Annotated in this window: 21 protein-coding genes and 1 pseudogene; 14 read left to right on the top strand and 8 right to left on the bottom strand. The window is 39.6% G+C overall.

Annotation, left to right across the window (positions count from 1 at the left end; translation table 11 throughout):
* Positions 1 to 48: 48 nt before the first annotated feature.
* The 5 genes from purT to ACLLO5_RS24045 form a co-directional block, all read right to left on the bottom strand.
* Positions 49 to 1,218 (bottom strand): formate-dependent phosphoribosylglycinamide formyltransferase, encoded by a 1,170-nt coding sequence (gene purT / locus ACLLO5_RS24065; protein ID WP_413173005.1) that lies wholly within the window; start codon positions 1,216 to 1,218, stop codon positions 49 to 51.
* A 172-nt stretch (positions 1,219 to 1,390) separates the two neighbouring features.
* Complete coding sequence (locus tag ACLLO5_RS24060; protein ID WP_413176179.1) at positions 1,391 to 3,223, bottom strand: ABC transporter permease; 1,833 nt, start codon at positions 3,221 to 3,223, stop codon at positions 1,391 to 1,393.
* 50 nt (positions 3,224 to 3,273) lie between these two features.
* Entirely contained in the window at positions 3,274 to 4,224 is a 951-nt protein-coding gene (locus tag ACLLO5_RS24055; protein WP_413173004.1) for an ABC transporter ATP-binding protein, read from the bottom strand.
* A gap of 449 nt (positions 4,225 to 4,673) precedes the next feature.
* The gene (locus ACLLO5_RS24050) at positions 4,674 to 5,666 is read right to left on the bottom strand and encodes a calcium-binding protein (RefSeq protein WP_413173003.1); all 993 of its coding nucleotides are present in this window, start codon (positions 5,664 to 5,666) and stop codon (positions 4,674 to 4,676) included.
* A gap of 1,085 nt (positions 5,667 to 6,751) precedes the next feature.
* Positions 6,752 to 7,594, bottom strand: coding sequence for a mechanosensitive ion channel family protein (locus ACLLO5_RS24045; RefSeq protein WP_413173002.1), 843 nt, complete (start codon positions 7,592 to 7,594; stop codon positions 6,752 to 6,754).
* A gap of 180 nt (positions 7,595 to 7,774) precedes the next feature.
* Here ACLLO5_RS24045 and leuB point away from each other — a divergent pair, with 180 nt between their 5' ends.
* The 4 genes from leuB to accD all read left to right on the top strand — a co-directional run bounded on the left by leuB (position 7,775) and on the right by accD (position 11,673).
* Positions 7,775 to 8,863: a 3-isopropylmalate dehydrogenase gene (leuB, locus tag ACLLO5_RS24040; protein WP_413173001.1), complete on the top strand. Its 1,089-nt coding sequence runs from the start codon at positions 7,775 to 7,777 to the stop codon at positions 8,861 to 8,863.
* A gap of 91 nt (positions 8,864 to 8,954) precedes the next feature.
* On the top strand, positions 8,955 to 9,215 hold the full coding sequence (locus ACLLO5_RS24035; RefSeq protein ID WP_413173000.1) for a hypothetical protein: 261 nt from the start codon (positions 8,955 to 8,957) through the stop codon (positions 9,213 to 9,215).
* A gap of 121 nt (positions 9,216 to 9,336) precedes the next feature.
* Complete coding sequence (locus tag ACLLO5_RS24030) at positions 9,337 to 10,158, top strand: prepilin peptidase (RefSeq protein WP_413172999.1); 822 nt, start codon at positions 9,337 to 9,339, stop codon at positions 10,156 to 10,158.
* Between the two features lie 561 nt (positions 10,159 to 10,719).
* On the top strand, positions 10,720 to 11,673 hold the full coding sequence (gene accD / locus ACLLO5_RS24025) for an acetyl-CoA carboxylase, carboxyltransferase subunit beta (RefSeq protein WP_413172998.1): 954 nt from the start codon (positions 10,720 to 10,722) through the stop codon (positions 11,671 to 11,673).
* Between the two features lie 139 nt (positions 11,674 to 11,812).
* Here the strand turns inward: accD and ACLLO5_RS24020 are convergent, their stop codons facing one another.
* A complete protein-coding gene (locus ACLLO5_RS24020; protein WP_413172997.1) occupies positions 11,813 to 13,237 on the bottom strand; it encodes an MFS transporter in 1,425 nt (474 codons plus the stop codon).
* Positions 13,238 to 13,414: 177 nt separating this feature from the next.
* On the opposite strand from ACLLO5_RS24020, the gene ACLLO5_RS24015 reads away from it, so the two are divergent.
* Genes ACLLO5_RS24015 through ACLLO5_RS23985 form a run of 7 tightly spaced genes read left to right on the top strand, consistent with a single transcriptional unit; the run spans position 13,415 to position 19,406 of the window.
* Positions 13,415 to 13,909, top strand: coding sequence for a DUF2231 domain-containing protein (locus ACLLO5_RS24015; RefSeq protein ID WP_413172996.1), 495 nt, complete (start codon positions 13,415 to 13,417; stop codon positions 13,907 to 13,909).
* Positions 13,906 to 14,511, top strand: a complete 606-nt coding sequence (locus tag ACLLO5_RS24010; protein ID WP_413172995.1) for a DUF2231 domain-containing protein — start codon at positions 13,906 to 13,908, stop codon at positions 14,509 to 14,511. The genes ACLLO5_RS24015 and ACLLO5_RS24010 overlap by 4 nt, the downstream gene beginning before the upstream one ends.
* 19 nt (positions 14,512 to 14,530) lie before the next feature.
* Positions 14,531 to 15,448, top strand: a complete 918-nt coding sequence (locus ACLLO5_RS24005) for a cytochrome c oxidase subunit II (RefSeq protein WP_413172994.1) — start codon at positions 14,531 to 14,533, stop codon at positions 15,446 to 15,448.
* On the top strand, positions 15,438 to 17,114 hold the full coding sequence (locus tag ACLLO5_RS24000; protein ID WP_413172993.1) for a cytochrome c oxidase subunit I: 1,677 nt from the start codon (positions 15,438 to 15,440) through the stop codon (positions 17,112 to 17,114). The genes ACLLO5_RS24005 and ACLLO5_RS24000 overlap by 11 nt, the downstream gene beginning before the upstream one ends.
* A gap of 25 nt (positions 17,115 to 17,139) precedes the next feature.
* On the top strand, positions 17,140 to 17,808 hold the full coding sequence (locus ACLLO5_RS23995) for a heme-copper oxidase subunit III (RefSeq protein ID WP_413172992.1): 669 nt from the start codon (positions 17,140 to 17,142) through the stop codon (positions 17,806 to 17,808).
* Between the two features lie 37 nt (positions 17,809 to 17,845).
* Positions 17,846 to 18,016: a hypothetical protein gene (locus ACLLO5_RS23990; protein ID WP_413172991.1), complete on the top strand. Its 171-nt coding sequence runs from the start codon at positions 17,846 to 17,848 to the stop codon at positions 18,014 to 18,016.
* A 31-nt stretch (positions 18,017 to 18,047) separates the two neighbouring features.
* A complete protein-coding gene (locus ACLLO5_RS23985; RefSeq protein WP_413172990.1) occupies positions 18,048 to 19,406 on the top strand; it encodes an NAD(P)/FAD-dependent oxidoreductase in 1,359 nt (452 codons plus the stop codon).
* Between the two features lie 239 nt (positions 19,407 to 19,645).
* Here ACLLO5_RS23985 and ACLLO5_RS23980 read toward each other — a convergent pair.
* Positions 19,646 to 19,828: pseudogene (locus ACLLO5_RS23980) on the bottom strand (RNA-guided endonuclease TnpB family protein); the annotation flags it as partial.
* A 429-nt stretch (positions 19,829 to 20,257) separates the two neighbouring features.
* On the opposite strand from ACLLO5_RS23980, the gene psbV reads away from it, so the two are divergent.
* Positions 20,258 to 20,749 carry a photosystem II cytochrome c-550 gene (gene psbV / locus ACLLO5_RS23975; RefSeq protein ID WP_413172989.1) on the top strand — a complete coding sequence of 164 codons (492 nt, stop codon included), beginning with the start codon at positions 20,258 to 20,260 and terminating at the stop codon, positions 20,747 to 20,749.
* Positions 20,750 to 20,792: 43 nt separating this feature from the next.
* Here the strand turns inward: psbV and ACLLO5_RS23970 are convergent, their stop codons facing one another.
* Positions 20,793 to 20,951, bottom strand: a complete 159-nt coding sequence (locus ACLLO5_RS23970; protein WP_413172988.1) for a hypothetical protein — start codon at positions 20,949 to 20,951, stop codon at positions 20,793 to 20,795.
* Positions 20,952 to 21,062: 111 nt separating this feature from the next.
* On the opposite strand from ACLLO5_RS23970, the gene petE reads away from it, so the two are divergent.
* Positions 21,063 to 21,482, top strand: a complete 420-nt coding sequence (petE, locus tag ACLLO5_RS23965) for a plastocyanin (RefSeq protein ID WP_413172987.1) — start codon at positions 21,063 to 21,065, stop codon at positions 21,480 to 21,482.
* Positions 21,483 to 21,778: 296 nt separating this feature from the next.
* Positions 21,779 to 22,156 (top strand): cytochrome c6 PetJ, encoded by a 378-nt coding sequence (gene petJ / locus ACLLO5_RS23960; RefSeq protein WP_413172986.1) that lies wholly within the window; start codon positions 21,779 to 21,781, stop codon positions 22,154 to 22,156.
* The last annotated feature ends 68 nt before the right edge of the window (positions 22,157 to 22,224 follow it).

Here is a 22,224-nt window from a genome sequence, read left to right as displayed (position 1 = left end):
CCTACTAAAACTAGTGAGTGCTTAAGCATTCACCATGTTTAAACATATTTAAATCAATTTCACCTTACTTGCTGCTGTAGCTGCTTTTTTTCTAGCATCTTCAATATCAGTACCTTTAGCTAAAGCTACCCCCATTCGTCGATAGAGATGAGCAGTTGGCTTACCAAATAACTTAATATCTACATCTTTTTCAGCTAACGCATCAGCAACACCAGTAAAAGCAATAGAATCAGATTTATCAGAGGCTAAAATTACCGCACTTGCGGAAAAACCTAACTGTTCAATATGGGGAATAGGTAAGCCTAAAATTGCTCGCAGATGTAATTCAAATTCATTCAAATTTTGTGAGATTAATGTTACCATGCCTGTATCATGAGGTCGGGGTGAAAGTTCAGAAAAAATGACTTCATCTTGAGTGATGAAGAATTCCACGCCAAAGATTCCCGCACCTCCCAAAGCATCTGTAACTTTTTTGGCAATTTCTTGAGATGCTAATATTTTATCTTCAGAAATACCTGCTGGTTGCCAAGATTCTTGATAATCTCCTCTTTCTTGTCTGTGTCCAATGGGAGGACAAAATATTGTTGGTGCATCCCATTGTTTAATGGTCAGTAATGTAATTTCGATTTCAAAGTTAATAAATTCTTCGACAATTACTTTTTGACTATCACCTCTGGAATTAGAAATAGCATAATTCCAAGCTTTTTCAACTTCTGTTCTATCTTGGACTACAGATTGACCTTTTCCTGATGATGACATTACAGGTTTAACAACATTAGGATATCCAATTTGGTCAGAAACTGTAATCAATTCTTCTAAAGTTAGTCCATAACCATATTTAGCTGTTCTTATACCTAATTTTTGATGTGCTAATTCGCGGATTCTATCCCGATTCATAGTGTAATTAGTCGCAGCGGCAGTTGGTATAACTGTGATTCCGCGTTGTTCAAATTCTTGTAATTTTTCAGTTCTAATTGCTTCAATTTCTGGGATAATAAAATCTGGCTGATGTTTAGTTACTACTGTTTCTAAATCATCTGCACTCAGCATAGAAATAACTTCACTACAATCAGCGACCTGCATAGCGGGAGCATTAGCATAGCGGTCAACTGCAATTACATAATTGCCTAAGCGTTGGGCAGCAATTACAAATTCTTTTCCTAGTTCTCCTGAACCTAGCAGCATCAATTTTTGGGGTAGTGGGAGCGATTTTTTCATAAATTTATCAGGTGAATATATGTGCAGTAATTTGCAATACTAATTTTATACAAAAATGGCAATAAATAGATCCCCGATGTCTGAAAGAAGTCGAGGATCTAAATAGATAATATTTCTGACGTTTTGGTGGATGTTGCCTAGCCTGGATGAATAATGGCGCGATACTCCTATGCTATCTTCCTGCTAATAATGCTTTGGTTGCAGATTCACCCAAAACTCTGACTTGTTTTCTTAATTGGAAGTTTAACAATGCTAGAACTGTAAAATCAGCTAATACAGCCATGAAAACTGTTACTGTTGCTGCTTGTTGTATTGCTGGCCAAGGGAAAGTTGAAAATAACCAGATAGCAGGATGGGTTCCAGGATTAATACCCAAGGTTGAGAGGATTATTGGTGGTAAGCATATTGTTGCACCCATAGCACCAATTGCCCATACATAACGCTTGGAATTTTTCATCAGTAACATGAGTTGGGCAATGGTAGCATAAATCATTATTAAACTCATGGATAACAACAGAGTATATAAGATTTTGCTGGGATTGAGATCGCCTGCATTTATATCTAATGGATAGGCTATGAATGAAATTAGCAAGGGTATGTAGGCAATTACTAAATTAATGAAAATTGCCAGAATTGCAGGGCTTTTTTCACCAAAAATTAAATCGTGCCATATAGATTCGTTTTTCTGATTTTGGTGTCTATATCTAGCCCAATCTTGGATAATTGAACGGGGTGGTGATAGGAGAATAGTTAAACTAAGAATTAAAGCCAAATTGACGAATGCAATTAGATATCTCATATCTAAATATTGATTTTTGTTAATAGTTTGCATTGTCAATCCTAAAAACATGAATTGAGTAAAAGCTATAAATAAATAACTTTGTCCTTTACTCAAAATTGTGGCATGAGGATTACTGAAGCAGCGTTTCATTGCTTGCCAAATGCCGTATGTACAAATTCCGTAATTAATAAGATGGAAACCAACTAGGCTGAGAAAACTTTTGCCGATTGGTAGGTAGAAAAATTGGATATCATCTAATCTTGTACCTTGATATACACGGAAGAGGTTGGGAAACAGGTAATTGGTGATATCCCAAGGACTGAAAAATCTAAACCAAGTCAGAGGGTTATTAACTACACTGTTATAAGAAGAAGATGCCATGATCATTGTCATTAACAAGAAAACCAACAAACCACCACTTCCTAACCAAGGTTGAAAACTGCTGAACCAGCGGCTTACTAAGCCAAAAAGAAGTGCTGCACTGTAAAAGAAACCGCAACTGGCCGCAAGAATGGCGTAATAACTAAGAATGTAACTGGAGGCAATGTTAGCAGAACGTCCAGCCCAAAAGTGTAAAGGAATTGCTGTGATTACAAAGAGATAAATTAAACTGGGTACACCAAGGATTTTTCCAGTTAAAATGCTGGTTTCTGACTGGGGACTGAGGCGAATAAAATTGAGTGTGCCTCGATGTTCTTCTTTGGCTAAGTCATTGATTAATAGATATGTACCAGCGATTAGGAGTGTAAATATAAAAATTACACTGAATGTGAGAAAGTAGTATTCCCAATGATCTCGCCACCACATTTGCCAGTTTATTTGATCTGGGGGACAAAAGTTATTATTGAAATAATTTTGCAGGGTACTTAGTTTGCTATTAACTTCCGCAATTTCTGTTTGTAAATTAGGAATTGTGTTTGGGTCTAGAAGTTTTGTTTTTTGATTAATTTGTTGATAACTTGCTAATTGTTGGTTAAGTAGAGATTGCTGTTGGTAAAGCTGGTTTTGTTGTTTTTGTAATGCTGGCCATAGGCGGCAGTAAGGGGCGCTAAGGGAGTATTTTTCATCAGGAAAGCTGGTGAGTTGATATAAAAATACTACTAATTGCAGTAATAAGGATGATACAACTGCGAGGATGACATTAAGTGGTTTTAGTCTTCCTTTTAGTTCTCGAAAAAGCTGGGGATTAAATTCACCCACTCGGTCTATAAAATTGATTAACATCATCCAAATCCTCAAGTGGTGTAATTTTTGATTTGTGATTTTTGAATTGTCTACGATGCTTGTTTGTGACCTAATTTGAGGAAAATAGTTTCTAGGTCTTCTTGGGTGCAGTGAAAATCGGTTAAGGGAATACCTGTGGTGATGAGCGATCGCAATAATTCAGCACAATCTTCCTGTGTTCCAGAAAAATTCACTCGCACACTATTCTTGCTGGGTATCACCTCCCACTCTTCTACCCAAGGATAATTTTTTAACTCACTTACCAATACATTTATGTTGCCCAAAGTGGAAATAAAAATTTGCTGTCGGGCTAAACGTTGATAAAGTGTTTGCAGTGAGGCACTTTCTACCAAAAAGCCTAGTTCCATAATGCCCACGGAAGTACATAATTCTGCTAAGTCACTAAGAACGTGGGAAGAAATTAAAATTGTCATTCCAGCTTCTTGCAGTGCTTTGATGATTTCCCGAAACTGCATTCGTGCAATGGGATCTAGTCCAGAAACAGGTTCATCCAGAAGTAGTAAAATTGGTTCGTGGATAATGGTGCGGGCTAAACTTAAACGCTGTTTCATTCCCCGTGATAGGGTAGAAATCATGCTGTTACGTTTATTACCGAGTTGGATGAGTTCTAAGACTTCATGGAGACGTTGAGTGCGTCGTGGTTCTCGCAAACGATATAAACGGGCAAAATAATCTAGGTAGTCCCAGACTGTTAATTCATTGTAAAGCGGGTAGTCATCGGGTAAATAACCAAGGTGTCGTTTAAGGTTGGGGTTGCTTTTGTCACGGAGTAAGCGATCGCCATTAATATATATTTCCCCTGTAGTTGGCTCGTCCGCAGCAGCTAACATTCTAATTAAAGTTGTTTTACCCGCGCCATTTGGTCCAATTAATCCATACACTTCACCCATCTGGATATCTAAGTCAACATCATTGACAGCTATGTGCCGTTCAAATTGCTTAGTTAGTCCACGGGTGCTAATTGCTAATTCTTTTACCATAGCTGCTGAAATGCGGCTTGTGTTTAACAGTTAAACTAACCTGTATCTACAGCTGCATCTACATTGGTTTCGGAAATGGAAACGGGCTTTATTATTTCTGTAATTTCTGTAATGTTGGGAAAATTGCCCCCAAGTTTTAGTTTATTTTTTATACCAATCTACTAGGACTGACGCAGAAAACTGAAAAAAATAAGAGTTTTGACAAAGAAGTAAAGTGATAGAAAAATCAAGGTCGAATAGAGGAAAACTCCTACACCCCTAAACCCTTACACTCAGTCCATGACTTACGTCACGCTGCGTCACTATAGATAATTGCTGTGTATAAATCCTGATTAATGGAAAAAATACCACCCCTTCATGTTGTTGAAGAGATGGATTCTCACAGGATTAATTTATACTTTCTCTGCTAAAGTCCTGTAAACTCTAGACAACAGAATTTGATATCACAATTAGACTAAAACAATGAAATTTGCTGCACTGAGAGATAGTCCTGTAGATAACTGTGCGAATTGCGTCTGAGCAAATGCAGTACCATTTCCATCTTGGTCAAAGAAAAGTGCGCCTGTACTATTGTTATAGATAAATCGCTGCTCACCATTCGTCGCACTAGAACCAATGATAAATTGATTAGGGTCAAGTGGGGATATAGTTAACCCTCCACCAAAACCAAGCGGATATATCTGAAAAAAATCTTCAGCTACATTGAAGTCCTTAATATTATCAACGCTTTCACTGAAACTATTGAAGCCAAAGATATCAGCACCAGCACCACCAAAGAGTGTGTCGTTACCTGCACCACCAAAGAGTGTGTCGTTGCCAACTTCACCCTTTAGTAAGTCGTCGCCATCACCACCCTGAAGCACATCATCGCCATCGTTACCCTCAAGACTGTCATTGCCACCCTCACCATAGAGAATATTATTGGCACTATTGCCTTTAATGATATTGTTGAGGGTGTTACCTGTACCATTAATGCTATCTGTGGCTGTAAGAATCAGGTTTTCAACATAATCACTCAAGGTCAAAGTTACAGAAGACCTGACTATATCAGTACCACCTGCATCCCCACCAGAGCCGTTATCCTCACTGACAACATCTCCTGTACTATCAACTGTGTAAGTATCGTTACCTGCACCGCCATAGAGTGTATCGTTGCCAACTCCACCATCTAGTATGTCGTTGCCATCACCACCGTAGAGTATATCATTGCCTTCGTTACCTTCCAGGTTATCATTACCAGCTTCACCATAAAGCGAATTATTGGCACTGTTGCCTTTGATGATATTGTTGAGGGCGTTACCTGTACCATTAATGCTATCTGTGCCAGTGAAGATAAGATTTTTAACATCATCACTCAAAGTCGAAGTTACAGAAGACCTGACTATATCAGTACCACCTGCGTCTTGACCGTATCCATTGTCCTTACCAAAGATAATTGCCATAATTTCTCCGAATTTTAATCAGGTTGTTCGGAAACTAGGTCTTGCTAATTTAAAATGCGAAAAATACCCAAAAGTCATTTCTGATAGACGAACGCTACATCCAATTTGTCAATTACTAATTTGAATGACAAATCCTATGGCTACCTGGTATAGAAAATATAAATTGCCGTGTATGTACTTGTAGATTAATAGTAAGGATTCAGAATATAGCATCCAGAATTAATATTGCTTGTAGCTATTGGAGTGATGGGAGATTAAAATGTCTAAGATTGATATCCTAGTTCTGACAAGCATCATGGATGATAATTCTTGACTCCTTACTTCTAATATTGTGCGAACTGCTTTCTTCCCTGAAATTATATTTAAAGTTCGCCTTATGATTGATCTTTCTGAAATCTTCAAGCAAAACTTTAATTAACTAACGCAATAATAGTTTGATTTATTGCTTCTGAAGTTAATTTTGTGACTTTGGTGTATTTTAGCTTGATATACAGCAAGACCAGGTTTATTTATTAAACACATAATAATCTATCTCTTTCCATTATCTAGGTTGAATATTCATTTTTTACATACTCTTCATATTGGATATGATCTACTTTATTTATTATTTATTTTTGATAAAAAATTAAGACTACAGATTAAGAATTTCTTTAAAAATATTGGAAAATTTTATCATCATTCATTATCTAAACAGTATCTTTCATGGCAGATTTTTTAACATTCAACCCTCTGTGGGAATAAGTGTTATTTTTGTTTCTTTTTTAAGTTCACTATATTAGAATAAAAGTCTTATTAATTAAAACTAGGTAAGGAGTAAACCCTACCTAATCTTAAATATTGATATTTTTTAGGTAAGCATTCAGTAAACAGTAATCAGCCAATAACAGCAAAAGCACAGATTCCGCAGTCTTATTTCATGAAAGTTACACACTTGTCTTTTGTTCTCATTCTTTTTCAGTTTTCAGTAGCAGAAGCTTCCCTCATAACGCCGGCTGACTGGTGAATACTGACTTTTTTAGACTCAGTCTCCTCTCAACTCTTTAAACTCAGTGGAGAAAAAAGTTTTATCTGAATGCTTACCCTATTTATGATGGTGCAGGGATAAAAGGATGAGCGCCATTTGCAGATGCATTGACTGTATAACGTTGTTCAGGAACTGAAAAACCTGCTTCGCCAAACGTTTCTAAGATTGCTTTATTAGTGTCAAAATAAACTTGCCAGTAGTTTTGATTGTGGCAATAGGGACGAACTGCGAGAACAGGGCCAGCTAAGTTAAAGGTGAGAACTTCTACATCGGGTAATGGGTTGTCTAGAACATTGGGAATTTGCATGAGCCTGGCTTTTAAGAGTGCGATCGCCTGGTTATGATCAACTTCATGAGCAAGTTGCGCCAACAAATCAACACGACGATAAGGATTAGCGGAAAAATTCTGAATATTATCAGCAAAGATTTTGTTATTGGCGATAATTGTCATCACATTATCTGGTGTGTTTAAAGCAGTGGTAAACAGTCCTATTTCTGTTACCGTTCCTGTTACACCTCCGGCAGTAATAAAATCACCAACCTGGAAGGGTCGAAAAATAATTAAAAATGCCCCTGCGGCAAAGTTGGCCAACAGTCCTCCCCATGCCGCACCAATAGCAATACCAGCAGCAGCTAGTAATGCCGCAAAGGAAGTTGTTTCAACACCGAAAAAGCCAAGAATTGCCACAATTAAAACAATTCTTAACGTTACGGAAATAATATTTAACAGATAGTTAATCAGTGTTGGTTCAATCTGTTGGCTTCTAAAGGTACGTCTTAACAACCTAATGCTAAATTCAATCAATCGCAGACCGATAAATAACAGGAGAATTGCACCAACTACTTTGAGTCCAAAAGTAGTCAACAGTGCGATCGCTACTTTAGTAATTTCTTGGAAATCCATAAATTAGGTTGATTTTTGATTTTTTAATACAGTAAACATACAGCTAATTTTTCCAAATATGATTAATTTCCTGTTTTTTAAGATGTTAAATCCTAATCAATCAAGAAATTAACCATCCACTGGGTACACTTGCTTTGTATGATAATAAATCTGCCCAACTTTACATCATCCTAATTAGCTATGACTCAGAACTACCGCATTACATTACTTCCTGGCGATGGCATTGGCCCTGAAATTATGGCCGTAGCGGTAGACGTGCTAAAAGTCGTCGGACAACAGTTTGATCTTGCTTTTGATTTTCAAACAGCCCTCATCGGTGGTGCAGCTATTGACGAAACAGGTGAACCCTTACCTGCTGCTACTCTCGATACTTGCCGCAATAGTGATGCAGTCTTACTTGCAGCTATCGGTGGTTACAAATGGGATTCTTTACCCTCTCATCTACGTCCTGAAGCGGGTTTATTAGGACTACGGGCAGGTTTGGAATTATTTGCTAATCTGCGTCCTGCGAAAATTTTGCCCCAATTAATTGACGCTTCCACCTTAAAACGAGAAGTTGTAGAAGGTGTAGATATTATGGTGGTGCGAGAATTAACAGGGGGAATTTATTTTGGCAAACCCAAAGGCATCTTTACCACCGAAACCGGAGAAAAACGCGGTGTCAATACAATGGTTTACAGCGAGTCAGAAATTGACCGCATTGGCAGAGTAGCGTTTGAAACAGCACGGAAGCGTGGTGGTAAACTCTGTTCTGTGGATAAAGCCAATGTGTTAGAAGTTTCCCAACTATGGCGGGAAGGTATGACTAAACTGGCTTCAGAATATCCAGATATAGAACTATCTCATTTATATGTAGATAATGCCGCCATGCAATTAGTCCGCGCTCCCAAGCAGTTCGATACCATCGTTACAGGTAACTTATTTGGGGATATTCTCTCTGATGCGGCGGCCATGCTGACTGGTAGTATTGGAATGTTACCTTCTGCAAGTTTGGGTGCTTCTGGACCCGGTGTATTTGAACCTGTTCACGGTTCAGCCCCCGATATTGCTGGTCAGGATAAAGCTAACCCCTTGGCACAGATTCTCAGTGCGGCAATGATGTTACGTTACGCTTTAAACCAACCAGAGGCAGCAGATTATATTGAAAATGGAGTGTTACAGGTTTTACAACAAGGCGATCGCACAGGAGATATCATGTCTGAAGGCATGAATCTTTTGGGTTGTCAGGCTATGGGCAACGCACTGATTCAAATCCTGAAAACAAAATAATTTCCTGATCACAGGTTGAATATTTTCACATTTTTTGCTAAAAGTTTCGGATAAACTAGAAGCAAATCTATAAATCACATAAAAACCAATAGTGTACGCTGCACAACAAGGACAGGCAAATTATTCTGCACCACCAAACCACACGCCTTTGGTTGATCCTACCGTCATCAAAGCCGCTGGTCACATTTATTATACCTACTGCGAGGTACATCCCGAAATCATTGGGCAACCTTCAGGAGTAGCAATTAGTCGCCTAACCTATCGAGGAAAGGTGATTTTTACCCAAACCCCAGTGCTTTTACCACAAGAATGTTTTGTCCCGTTAAATCAAATTGAGTCGTATATGTATTAGTAACAGGGAACAGGGAACTCTTAACAGGGAACAGGTAAAAAATGAATTCAAAATTCAGAAATTTGTGCCTATTGCCTATTGCCTATTGCCTTTTTCCACTGATAACTGATAACTAAACAATATGGACTTTTTGATTATCGTCTCTGCGAGTATCATTGTCTTTGTTTTGGGTGCTTCTATTGGTAGCTTTATCAATGTTGTGGTTTATCGCCTACCTTCTGGATTATCCTTACTTTGGCCACCTTCTCGTTGCCCTCATTGCTTAAACAGACTCAAAGCTTATGATAATGTGCCGGTTTTGGGCTGGTTATGGTTAAAAGGACGATGCCGTTTTTGTAAAAGTAAAATTTCTGTCCGTTATCCTGTCGTAGAAGGAATAACAGGCATAATATTTTTAATCATATTTTGGGTCTTTCAATTTTCAATTTTGACCATAGGTTATTGGGCTTTTTGCAGTTGGTTATTAGCCCTATCCCTTATCGACTGGGATACCATGACCTTACCCCATCCACTTACTAAATCGGGGTTATTATTGGGTTTAGTCTTTCAAATAGGTTTGGGTTTTTTATTAGAACCCAGCTTAGTTAGTGTAATAAAACACCTAATATTCGGTATAGGTGGTGCAGTCCTGGGTTTATGGCTGTTTGATAGCATCTCAATTCTTGGTTATCTCATCTATGGTAAACCTGTTATGGGTGCAGGTGATGCCAAATTAGCAGCCATGATGGGCGCTTGGTTAGGTTGGCAAAATTTACTTATAGCTTGTTTTATTGCCTGTTCCTTGGGAGCATTAGTAGGCGGAGGTGCAATTGTGCTGTCACGTCATAAAATGGGAGAAAAGATGCCTTTTGGTCCTTTTTTAGCTTTGGGAGCAGTAATTACTCTGTTTAGTGGACAAGCTATTTTGTCTTATTACTTACGTTTATTTCTACCTGTATCTTGACATAAAAAAAAATTCAAATTTGAAAATATCCTTTCTTGAATATCTAATTTAAATGTCTTTTCTTATCATCCTCATCAATCTACATCCCCCATGACTGTAACCACCATTACTTCATTTGATCTTTATATTTTGGTAAGATTAACCTGTGACTTGTATTACCCTCAAACACCACTTCTGGCTGTTGGCAAATACAAATAAGTCCACAAATTTTGACTGCTTATTATTAAGTAATAAGCATGATAAATTGGGAGGAAGATTCATGTTCATAGTGGTTTTGTATTTTCAAACCTTTGCCCATACATTGATATAATTAAGTTCCCTGACAAAACTGGCAAAGAGTTGTATTGGCAGCAGCATTTTTATCCAAAAAATACAAAATCAGGTCTGAATTGGTTACAAGCATAATTTGATGATGTAGTCAAAAACCGAAAACCTCATTCTTAAATCAAAAATGCTCAACACCCACACAAAAAGCGGGTGGAGTCAATCCAAAATCTCAAATCTAACATCCCAAATTGATTGACCTGTTTTTGACCTCATACCTACTTGAATAAAATAAAAATGGCAAACAACGAAGAATCACGCGGTTTAAAGTCTCTATTTGATTGGTTTGCAAATCGGCGGAATAAATCAGGTTCTAGCAATTTAGAACGCCAAGAACGAGAAATTGCAGACGGTTTATGGAATAAATGCCCTAAATGTGGTGTTTTAACCTATGCCAAAGACCTGAAAGCTAATCAAATGGTTTGTGTGGAATGTGGTCATCATAATCGAGTGGATAGTGATGAACGTATCCGTCAGTTGATAGATGCAAATACCTGGAAACCCTTAGATGAGCATTTGCGACCAACGGATCCCTTACAATTTCGCGATCGCAAACTCTACAGCGATCGCTTGCGGGAAACCCAGGAAAAAATCGGTTTAATAGACGCAGTAAAAACCGGCTTAGGTCAAATCAACGGTTTACCCATCGCATTGGGAGTCATGGACTTCCGCTTTATGGGTGGTAGCATGGGTTCCGTTGTCGGTGAAAAACTTACCCGCTTAATTGAACAAGCCACACAACGCCGCTATCCTGTAGTCATTATCTGCACCTCTGGCGGTGCGAGAATGCAAGAAGGAATGCTTTCCTTAATGCAAATGGCGAAAATTTCCGCCGCATTACAACGCCATCAGGATGCCCGTTTATTATACATTCCCGTATTAACAAATCCCACCACAGGAGGCGTTACCGCGAGTTTTGCCATGTTGGGTGATCTAATTATTGCTGAACCCAAAGCCACCATCGGTTTTGCAGGTAGACGAGTTATTGAACAAACACTGCGCGAAAAACTACCCGAAGATTTCCAAACCGCTGAAGATCTACTCAAACATGGCTTTGTGGATGATATCGTCCCCCGTACTCAATTAAAGAACACATTGGCACAACTAATAGCTTTACATCAACCAATGCCAACTACACCCAATATGGTGATGTGGGAAAGCATGAGTTTGACTTCTACCGCTGCTGAATAGGCAGGGGAGAGGGGGAGCAGGGGAGCAGAGGTGCAGGGGAGCAGAGGTGCAGGGGAGCAGAGGTGCAGAGGTGCAGGGGAAAGATTAATTCCTTCTTCCTATTGCTTTCTGTCACCTGTCACCTATCACCTATCACCTATCACCTGTCACATCTTCCCTGTTCTTTGACAAAAACAAGCGGTATCAATGCTGCCAGTCTGAATACACTAGAAAGGGCAAATAAACCTAATAAACCGCCAAATTGGGGGGATTGGGCGATAAAGCCGCCAATGGTTGTTCCTAACGCACCAGTGAATCCAGCTATAGCAGCTGCGATCGCAAAATAGATAGACTGATTTCTAACTGGAGTAATCCCAATTTGCATATTATTGTTACACAAATCAACCGCAGCCCCAGTACCACCAATAAAAATATGTAATAGTGGTAGCCACAGCCACATATCTAAACTATTATTATCAATTCCAAACCACAGCAAAGGCGTAACCGCAACAATAATACCTGCAAATATCAAAATAGGTCGGTTTCCCACCTTATCTGCTAACTTACCCCACAGCACAACCATCACCAGATTTGCTCCCGCTTGCAAACTGCTGTAAACCGTCACCCAACCCACATCTATATTTAAAGTTTCCAGCAGATAAAGATTAACAAATGGAGCGCAGAGATTAAAAGCCAGCATCCATAAACTAAAATACAGTATAAATATCCAAAAATTAGAGTTTTTCCCAATATTTTCATCCCATTGCTTTTGGGGGACTGATACCGTATCACTAATAGTTATTTCACCCAATTCGATCTTGCTGCTTACCAAAGAATCAACTATACAAATATTTTGTAATTGGGGATTCACATCAATTTTGAAATACTGACATCCCAAACTAACTAACCCAAACAAAATCCCTACAAACAAAACTACCCCATAACCTTGAAGAGTACCTCCATACCAATAAGAAACAGCTAAACCAGCTAAAGGTACACACAACAAATTAGTCAAGCTAGTAGCACTATTACGGATTCCCCAATACCTACCGCGTAAACGTCGGGGAACAATAATTGCTAACCAACTCATCCAAGATGCACTTCCCAGTCCACCTGAAAGATGACTAAAAAAGACAATTAACAGAGTTAATATCACCAACTGCTGAGAATTTATAACTCCGCAACCAGCGCCAACAATACCTATTACTAAAATCAGCCACAATAGCCGAGAAATCCCATAAACAAGCATGGAATACTGAAAACGGCTACTAGTGCGTTCTGAAATATAAGCACCCAACGGCTGAATTAGATTCACCAGCATAGGAATTGAGGATAGCAACCCAAAAACGACTGGACTAGCATCCAATTCCACCAAAAACTTACTAAGTAAAATACCTCCAGTAGTAATAGAAAAAATTGTAGCGAAAATAGCATCTAAAGTAGATGCTTGCAAACTAGTACGAATAGCATTTTTAGGAAAACGAGAGCTAGATTTAGATTGAGAAGATAATACTGTTGTTAATGAATCAATCTGAGGAATTTCCAGATTTAAAGAAGCAACTGTTTCAACTTGAACAGAGTCCATAAGTTATCGTCTATTGTTGACGAAATTAGCAAAATTTCCGTTAATGATAATTTTTTGTTATTCTATCTACCAATTCTCAACAAAAATTTAGATTGCTTAAATATCAGTCCTGAGTTACAGCAGCTATAAATGAGAAAAGAAAGACTTTTATTAGTCTGTGAACGCTAGAAAAAAGCGATGTTCTCTCTACCCCTTAATAGCCAAAATCTCCCGTATCCCGACCCCATCCACCCGATAGTTGTACATTTCGTAATAGCGATGGTGCTTTTCTCATTCGTTTGCGATGTATTAGGTTACTTTACTCGCAATGTACGTCTATTTGAGGTCGGTTTTTGGAATATATTTGTCGCGGCGATCGCCATTTTCGTCGCCATAATTTTTGGACAGTTTGAAGCAGGGTTAGCACAAGTGTATCCAGTAGTCCGACCTACACTGAATTTTCACACAATCATGGGTTGGTCACTAGGGGCGATCATTGCTGTTATTACAGCTTGGCGGTTTGTCATTCGCAATCGTAACCCCCGCAAAATTCCGCCTGCTTATCTTGGTGCAGCAACTGTCTTAGTATGTCTAGTGTTGTTGCAAATATATTTAGGAAGCAAGCTATTTTGGGTATATGGCTTGCACGTTGAGCCAGTCGTTGAAGCGATGAAACAGAGGATATCGCCATGAACTTGCAACTAATTGACTCTTTAAGATTGAGATTAGGCATTAACGGATTACCCTACGAAATTCCTATGCACCCAAAGCTGGTGCATTTGACATTAGGCTTATTTATTATTGCCATCTTGTTTGACATAGCAGGATCAATTTTTCCTATAGAAAGACCCATCTTTAAATTCTTGGGTTTGACTGCTTTGCGTTCTGGCTTCTTTGATGTTGGCTGGTATAACCTGCTAGGAGCATCTATTATCACTTTTTTTACCGTCATCTTTGGTCTTTTCGAGTTAATACTGGCAAACCCACCAATTAATCAAAAAAGTGATTGGGGCTTAAATGCCTCATGGACAATGATTTTGCATGGTTTGGGTGGTGTGTTGTTGTTGGGAGCGATCGTTGCCATGACCGTGTGGAGAGGTTTACAACGCTACCACTGGCGCAAAAATGAATCTAGACAGGTGCAGTGGGGTTACTTGTTAGTAGGTCTAGCAATGTTCGGAATTTTGTTTGTCCACGGCACTTTAGGAGGGCAATTAGGATCACAATTCGGCATTCACGTTACGGCGGCTAAGTTAGTCCAAGAGGGACGAGACCCAAGCTTACTACTCAAATAAACGAAATTATATTGAGTTTATGTGGCGATTCTTAAAATATTTATTGATAGCTGGTTATATTGCAGTTCTGCTCTTTGTTAGTCATTTGATTGGCAAGTGGGCTTATACTTGGATGCCTGTAGAAGCTACAGCAGAAGCACAAAAGGTAGATAGTCTATTTAGCTTCTTAACCTCAGTTGGTGCATTTATTATCCTTGGGCTTGTAGGGATGATGGTGTACTCGATACTCTTCTTTCGCGCACCCAAAAATGACTACAGCGAGGGACACCCATCTAGAGGCGATATTAGGCTAGAGATTTTATGGACAGCCACTCCAACATTGCTAGTTTTGTGGCTGGCTTGGCAAGGCTTCAATATTTATCAGCAATTAGATATTCTAGGTTTGCAACAAGTTGTACATTTGCATACACCTCTAGAAGAACCAGCCTCTGCCGCATTAATCAGCGATATCCCTAAACCGGCTGATGAAACTATTGAGGTTTTCGTGAAGCAGTGGGATTGGACTTTCCGCTATCCCAATAATGTTACTAGTAATGAATTACATCTGCCTGTAAATCGTCGGACTCGCCTAAATATGCACGCCAAAGACGTACTTCACAGTTTTTATGTGCCTGAGTTCCGCTTACAGCAATATATTGTCCCTGGACGCGATATTGACCTTGTAGTTACACCCACTCGTATCGGTGAATACAAACTCAAAGACGCTTTATTTAGCGGTACATACTTTGCTTTGATGGAGGCGAATGTCCACATTGAATCCCCCCAGCAATATAACCAGTGGCTGAGTAAAGCCCAAGGCGAACCAGCAAGTATGAAAAATCAAGCGGTGGCTGAGTATGTGCAACCGCCAAAAACATTGTTCAAGAGTAACTGGTACATTGTCGCACCAGAGCAAAGCGCGATCGCTAGTGAAAGGAAAGTAAGGAATGACACATAATACTAGTGAAAATCTTACCCAGAATAGAGAGCCTGAAACCGAATCCGAGAATAACTGGCGGCAATACTTCAGTTTCAGCACTAACCATAAGGTGATCGGCGTTCAGTACATGGTGACGACTTTCATATTTTTCCTGATTGGCGGACTATTGGCGATGCTCATCCGTGCTGAACTAATTACACCACAGTCAAATGTAGTAGATCGTCCCCTTTACAACGGCTTGTTTACCTTGCACGGGACAATCATGATTTTTTTATGGATTATCCCCTTCAATGCAGGTATCTCGAACTACTTACTACCACTGATGATTGGGGCGCGGGATATGGCATTTCCCCTGCTCAACGCCATCTCTTTCTGGATGATTCCCCCTAGCGGGCTTTTATTAATATCGAGCTTCTTGTTACCCAATGGTACAGCGCAGTCTGGCTGGTGGTCTTACCCACCAATTAGTCTGCAAGTTCCTCCTGGTCAACCGATTAACGGCGAATTTATTTGGATTATCAGTATAGTTTTGATTGGCATTTCCTCAATTATGGGGGCAGTTAACTTTGTGACTACTATTTTCTGGATGCGCGCCCCAGGAATGACTTTCTTCCGTATGCCTGTTTTTGTTTGGTCAGTTCTCAGCGCCCAGTTGTTGCAGCTAATTAATTTGCCTTCCCTCACAGCTGCATTGATCCTACTGTTATTTGACCTCAGTTTTGGGACGCAATTTTTTAAACCCTTAGAAAATGGCGACCCGATTATCTATCAGCATTTATTTTGGTTTTATTCCCACCCCGCAGTTTACATTATGGCATTACCAGCTTTTGGTATTTTTGCCGAGGTTCTGCCAGCCTTTTCTCGTAACCCCCTATTTGGCTATCGCTCATTAGCTATTGCCTCTTTAGGCATCGCCTTAGTCAGCATCTTTGTGTGGGTGCATCATATGTTCACCAGCGCCACCCCTGGCTGGATGCGGATGTTATTTATGGTGACATCAATGTTGGTTGCTGTGCCTACTGGTGTCAAGGCATTTGGCTGGACTGCGACAATTTGGAAAAGTAAGCTCCACCTAGAGACACCCATGCTATTCGCTATGGGAGGTGCGGCTATGTTTCTGCTTGGTGGTGTTACTGGTGTAATGCTGGCAGCAGTACCGTTTGATATTCACGTCCATAATACGTACTTTATAGTGGGACACTTCCACTACATTGTTTTTAACACCATTACGATGGCAATCTTTGCTGCCATTTATTTTTGGTTTCCCAAGATTACTGGACGAATGTATGCCGAAGGTTGGGGCAAACTGCATTTCTGGTTAACCTTTATCGGTGCTAACCTGACTTTTTTCCCCATGCTCCCACTAGGTTTACAGGGAATGGTACGCCGCATTTCTTCCTATGACCCACGTTATCAGGGGTGGAATGTCATCGCTAGTTTAGGCGGCTTCTTGTTAGGAGTATCCATACTACCTTTTATTGCCAACATGGTGGGTTCTTGCCTATATGGTACAAGAGCAGTCAACAATCCTTGGCACGCCACAGGACTAGAATGGACAACCACCTCACCACCACCGCGAGATAACTTTGTAGAAATTCCGATTGTCAAAAGACCACCCTACGACTATGGCGATCCTAAATATTCAGTAGTAGAACCTCCTGACTATCATCAACAAGAAGACTGATACCAATCCCCAATCCCCAGAACTTATGAACCGTGGCGTAATTCATATAGATGAAAGTCCTATTCGTTTAGAACGGTGGCGGCGATACTTACCAAATTGGCTCAAGCGTTACTTGCCATTTCGTGGTGGACGTTCTGAAGATCATCATGGAAAGGGTATGTTTGGGTTTACTGTATTTCTGTTGTCAGAAAGCATAGTTTTTTTGAGCTTTATCTTTACATACATTGCGCTGCGATTAACACATTTAAAAACTTGGCTACCACCTGGTGTTTCGGGTCCAAAATTGTCTACCTTTGTAATTATTAACACGGTAGTATTACTCTCTAGCAGCTTTGTTATTCAACCAGCAGAAAATTCTCTTAAGCGGCATCAGCTAAATAAATTTCGTTGGCTATGGCTGATTACAATATGTATGGGAACCTATTTCTTAATTGGTCAAGGAATTGAATGGAGCAACCTTAATTTTGGGTTAAGTACAGGATTGGTTGGTTCTACGTTCTATATCTTAACAGGTTTTCACGGATTTCATGTTCTTGCTGGTGTAATTTTCCAAATAACTATGCTTCTTCGCTCATTCATGCCAGGTAATTACGATAAAGGTCATTTCGGTGTGAGTGCAACTACTTTGTTTTGGCATTTTGTTGATATAGTTTGGATATTTTTATTCTGCGGTCTCTATATTTGGCAAGCGTAAGAATATTTAAAAATTAGTGATTCTTTGGAGTAATTTAATGAAGTTATTAGTACAAGAATTACTACCTTCAAAAGCAATTGAAGAAACTCCTGTCCCAGAAAAATATCAATATCCCCTGATTGCCAAATGGTTGCAAAAAGAACATTATATAGGCATTATTGGCGTAGCGATACCTTCGGTAAGCTCCGCTAGATTACCTCGCAGCTAAACCAAACCACATCTCCCCCCACTCCTTTCTTATGAACATCCCAATTTATCAAACTGTGATTATTGGCGGTGGTTTTACCGGACTATTTACCGCCTTACATTTAACCCATGAACATTACCCCCGTTCGGTGATTTTAATTGATAAGAATGAGCGATTTTGTTTTAAACCATTGCTTTATGAATATTTCGATGGCGAGATGAATACAATTCAAGTAGTACCGCGTTTTTCGGAATTACTTAAAGGTAGTGGTGTCATTTTTGTGCAAGATACAGTACAAATGGTAAACCTACATCAACGGGAGGTTAAATTAGCTTCGGGTGATTCTTACAATTACAGTAATTTAGTATTAGCTTTAGGTAGCGTTACTGGTTATCATCATGTTGCTGGTGCTAGAGAGAATGCTTTTCCTTTTTGGACACAAGCAGATGCGATCGCCCTTGACCGCCATTTACGTGACTGCTTACAAAAAGCCGTGCAAACAGATGATCTAAAACAACGTTGCCAATTATTAACAGTGGTTGTAGTTGGTGGTGGTGCTTCTGGTGTGGAAATGGCTGCAACTTTAGCTGATTTTCTTCCCCATTGGTATGGTGCTTTAGGCGGTAATTCGACAGAAATCCGGGTAATTCTCCTCAATCATGGTCAAGAAATTCTTGATGGTGATATTAATGATCCTTTACGTCCCATTGCCCAGAAAGAATTACAAAAACGTACTATCCCAATTGAAATTCTCACGGGAGCAGAAGCCACTGCTGTTCATCCTCATGCAATTGAATATAAAAGCAATGATGAAATTAAGACATTGGCGACACATACCACAATCTGGACGGCTGGTACTTCTAACCATCCCCTAATTCAAGAGTTACCAATTCCTCAAGAACATCGTGATCATCATGGTCGTCCTCTAGTTACTTCCACAATGCAATTGCTTGGTTTTCCAGAGGTGTTTGCTGGTGGTGATTGTGCAGCAGTTCAAGATAATTCACTACCACCTACAGCCCAAGTAGCTTATCAACAAGGAGCAAATATTGCGCGGAATTTGAAAGCATTGGCTTTTGGAGAAGAACCCAAACCTGCCAAGGTTAACATCCGGGGAACTTTATTAAAGTTGGGATTAAATGATGCTGCGGCTAACTTATTCAATGTTTTTGAAGTTGCAGGCGAACCCGCGCACTTAATTCGTCAAGGCACTTATTTAACATTATTACCAACCCCAATTCATGACTTTAAAGCGACTACAGAATGGCTAGATGAAGAGGTATTTCATCACCATCTTGACTCTCACGATGTAGGTAAAAAACTTGTGCAGGCGGTGGAATTATTTGGTGCTGGAGTTGTGGGCGTTTTAGTTGCAAGGAAGTTATTACAAATATTAGGGGATGAAGAGTAGGGCATGAAGATATTTTTTTGATAAAAAGGATATTTGATTGATGAGTATCTGTCCGTAGCTTTTAATATTCCAAACAGGCCTCATCATATCCGTGTGTACGAAGTTGTAGATGGTCGATGGGCAAAAAATGGGTGTGTGTTTGCAGTTATCGAACCAGGACAACCTGATGGCCTTCGAGTTGATCAATATGGCAATGTTTTTACAAGCTCTGTAAGAATTCAGGTTTGACACTCCCCTGGCTAAAGCCTAAGGGATTCTACATTCACAGACTTGCCATTAGATGACAGGTTTACACCAATCGCCCAAGATGAGCCACTGCGTTGGACGAGTTCCCCGGCTTGAAGCAAGTGGCGTGGCAAATCTCCTGTAGCGTAAGTTCCCGTATGCCCTACGGTACTTAATCCTAATTTCAGGATATTAACTTAAAAGACGTTCATCCCTAAACACTTGTTGGTTTTTAGTATGGCTAACGCCACGCTTCGCTATCGGGGTTTTCAGCCTTTTTTCTTATAACTTTACAAGTTGTAAATCTTTTTTATAAAGATTTGTATCAAAAAATAAAATCTCCCCATTCTAGCACTCACTCTTGACCCTATTCTTACTTATGGAGAAACTCTGTTCAGCAACAGCATAGAGCAGCTAATGGTAAACTGATTCATGCTGATGTTAATGATAGCCTGAACATTTTACGTAAAGTAATCCCGACAGCTTTTAGCCCAGGGATCAAGGGCGTTCTAGTTCTCCCCGTCGGTGTTATACCTGGCAAACTTTTAGCATCAGATCAATATCTATGCTTCTTGGAACTATTAGTGTCTTAGCTGTGTTGAGCATTAAAAATTGAAAGGGGAAATATGTTTAGAAGACTGATTGGCGTTGTTGTTGCTACTGTTTTACTGACATTTCAGTTATTTATCGGTAGTGCAACAGCTGTGGAACTGGATGAAGCTACCAGAACCGTACCATTGAATGAACTTGGTGATACTGTTGTTATCAGCGTGCCAAAACTGGCACAAGGTAAAAAATTATTTAATGACACTTGCGCTCAATGTCATGCTGGTGGTGTAACCAAAACTAACCAAAACGTGGGACTAGAACCACAAGCTTTGGCAGGTGCTACACCAAAGCGTGACAATATTCAAGGGTTAGTAGACTACATGAAGAATCCCACAACTTACGATGGGGAAGATGACATTTCTGAAATACATCCCAGCATTAAGAGTGCGGATATCTTTACAGAAATGAGAAATTTGACCGATGATGACTTAACTGCGATCGCAGGTCACATTCTCATTCAACCCAAAGTTGTTGGTACGAAATGGGGTGGCGGTAAGATTTATTACTAAAACTCTGTTAATTAGCCTTCTTATTAAGTAAAGTAGGGGTAATTTAACCCTTACTGTTGAAAAATCTCAGTTCCGAGTCCTGATACTTGAGTGCATTCAAGCATAATTGTCGTTTTTGGTTGAATACACCAGCTGCTTCTACTTGAGTTTGCTCTCTTGAACCAGGACTGGGAACTTTGTATTTAAGCTGTAATTTTTCCATTCATAACCGCCAAGGATTAAAAAAAAATCATCTATGACAGATTGTCATATTTGGCGTTAAATGTATTTAAAATGGGAACAGGAAAATAAAACTATATCTCAGGAGAGAGCCATGAAATTAATTGCAGCAAGTTGGAGACGCTTGACTTTAGCGGTATTGACTGTTCTTTTGGTTGTCAGCAGCTTTGCTGTTTTTGCTCCCACTGCATCCGCTGAAACCTACACTATCAAATTGGGCAGTGACAAAGGACTGTTGCAATTTCAACCTAAAGCATTAACCATTAAACCTGGTGACACAATTGAATGGGTGAATAACAAACTTGCGCCCCATAATGTTGTGTTTGATGCTGCGAAGAACCCTGCAAAGGATAAAGCTTTAGCTGCATCTTTGTCTCACACTAAATTACTGTTGAATCCTGGACAGAAAGTCACAACAACTTTTCCCGCAGATGCGCCAACAGGTGATTACTTGTTCTACTGCACTCCTCACCGTGGTGCTGGTATGGCTGGTAAAATCACTGTTGAAGGCTAGAAATCTTGCTAATTTAACACTAGATGATTTTTTTTGCTCATTAGGTAGCACAAATAATTGAAAAGCAGCGGTAACTAGCTTTATTCCCAGGTAAAAATAGAGGGATCAGCTAGTTGCCGCTAATTTTTATCTCTATCTAGGGTTTGCTGAAAAAGATTCATGTCCTCATCACTTTAGCTGTGGCTAGAAAAACTCCTATACAAACAAATTTTCAAGCCTGTCACCAATTACCTGTGTTCAAATCTAGATAATTCGTATTATATTATACGGAATAGCCAATAACTGGAGTTGTTCGGTTGCAGAATGTTGGTTGCGAGGAAAATCTATTGAGACTATTTTTATTAAATCTACTTTTAGCGATCGCTCTGTTGTTTAACTTGACAATTATTTATCCAGCCTTAGCAGCAGAAACAACCAACGGGAGCAAAATTTTTAATGCTAACTGCGCTGCTTGCCATATAGGCGGAGCTAACATTCTTGTTGAACATAAAACTTTACAAAAATCAGCACTATCAAAATACCTGGAAAATTATGAACTTGAACCTATCCAGGCTATTATCCACCAAATTCAGAATGGTAAAAGCGCCATGCCCGCCTTCAAAAACAAATTGAGTGAGCAAGAAATTCTAGAAGTGGCCGCTTATGTTTTTCAAAAAGCTGAAACAGGCTGGTGATGCATCCTGTGTTGAGAGTGTGGATTGTAGACTAATTCCTCCCCACACCCTACACCCACTTCATCTAT

Source organism: Anabaena azotica SJ-1, assembly GCF_047275885.1.
GTDB classification, from domain to species: Bacteria; Cyanobacteriota; Cyanobacteriia; order Cyanobacteriales; family Nostocaceae; genus Trichormus_B; species Trichormus_B azotica_A.
The sequence above is the reverse complement of the archived record's forward strand: the minus strand, read 5'-3'. Positions and strand labels throughout refer to the sequence as shown.